Below are 1,182 nucleotides of genomic sequence, written 5' to 3' on the forward strand. Positions count from 1 at the left end.
TAAATGGGTTAGGTATAAACTTTTGTTGGGTTAGTTCTGGACGGTTGAGATAACCCCTGGCTAATCCAATCCCACCAATATGTATCTCTCCTGCTACACCAATCGGTACAGCTTGCAAATCTTCATCCAGGATATAAATCTGTGTATTCGCAACGGGGCGACCAAGAGTAAGCTTTTGGCTGGTATCAGTATATTCGGCCATTGTGGCGCAGACAGTGGATTCTGTTGGGCCGTAAGCATTGAAAAAGCGTACTCTCGAAGACCATTGTGCTGCTAACTCAGTTGCACAGGCTTCTCCAGCTACAATAATGGCTTGCAAGCTGGGAATTGGCTGATTTGGCATAGCCGCTAATGCGGAAGGAGGTAGAGCTACATGGCTAATTTGATACTTATTGATGGTTTGCATCAAATCATTGCCTGGAAGTAATGCCTCTTTTTTGGTCAGACATAGCCTTGCACCAGAACACAATGCCATCAAAACGTCTGCAAGCGAAGCATCAAAGCTGAAGGAAGGAAATTGCAGAATCCTGCTGGTTGGCTGAACATCAAATTTTTTAATTTGTGCCAAAGCTAAGGTACATAGTCCTTTATGGGTGACTAGTACACCTTTGGGTTTACCTGTAGAACCAGAGGTATAAATAATATAGGCTAAGTTACTTACCTGGACGTTACTTACAGGTTTAGACTGTGAGTATTGAGATATTTCTCCCCAGTCTTTATCTAAACAAATTACAGTTGCTTGATGCTCAGGTAAAAGAGTTAGTAGCTGTTCTTGAGTCAGCAAAACCTGTAATTGCGCATCCGCAATCATGAATGCTAAACGTTCTTGGGGGTAAGCAGGATCTAATGGCACATAAGCACCACCTGCCTTGAAAACTGCCAACATTCCCACGATCATTTCTAGGGAACGCTCGACACAGATACCCACAAGTACTTCTGGGCCTACACCTAAGCTTTGTAAATAGTGTGCGAGTTGATTTGCTCGTTGATTTAATTCCCGATAGGTCAATTGTTGATCTTCAAACACTACTGCTACTGCATCAGGGGTGCGCTCAACCTGTTTCTCAAAGAGTAGATGAATGCATTGATCTTGGGGATAATCAACTTGAGTGTCATTCCATTGCCACAAAAGCTGATGCTGTTCGCTAACACTCAGTAGTGGTAATTTAGCGATATTTTGTT

At 42.9% G+C, this 1,182-nt stretch carries 1 protein-coding gene; it reads right to left on the bottom strand.

All coding sequences use genetic code 11. The features are described from left to right. Positions 1-1,182 (bottom strand): amino acid adenylation domain-containing protein (locus BV375_RS02820; protein WP_143841968.1); only part of this gene is annotated, 1,182 nt, incomplete at both ends.

This window comes from Nostoc sp. 106C (assembly GCF_002154725.1).
Taxonomy (GTDB): Bacteria; Cyanobacteriota; Cyanobacteriia; order Cyanobacteriales; family Nostocaceae; genus Aulosira.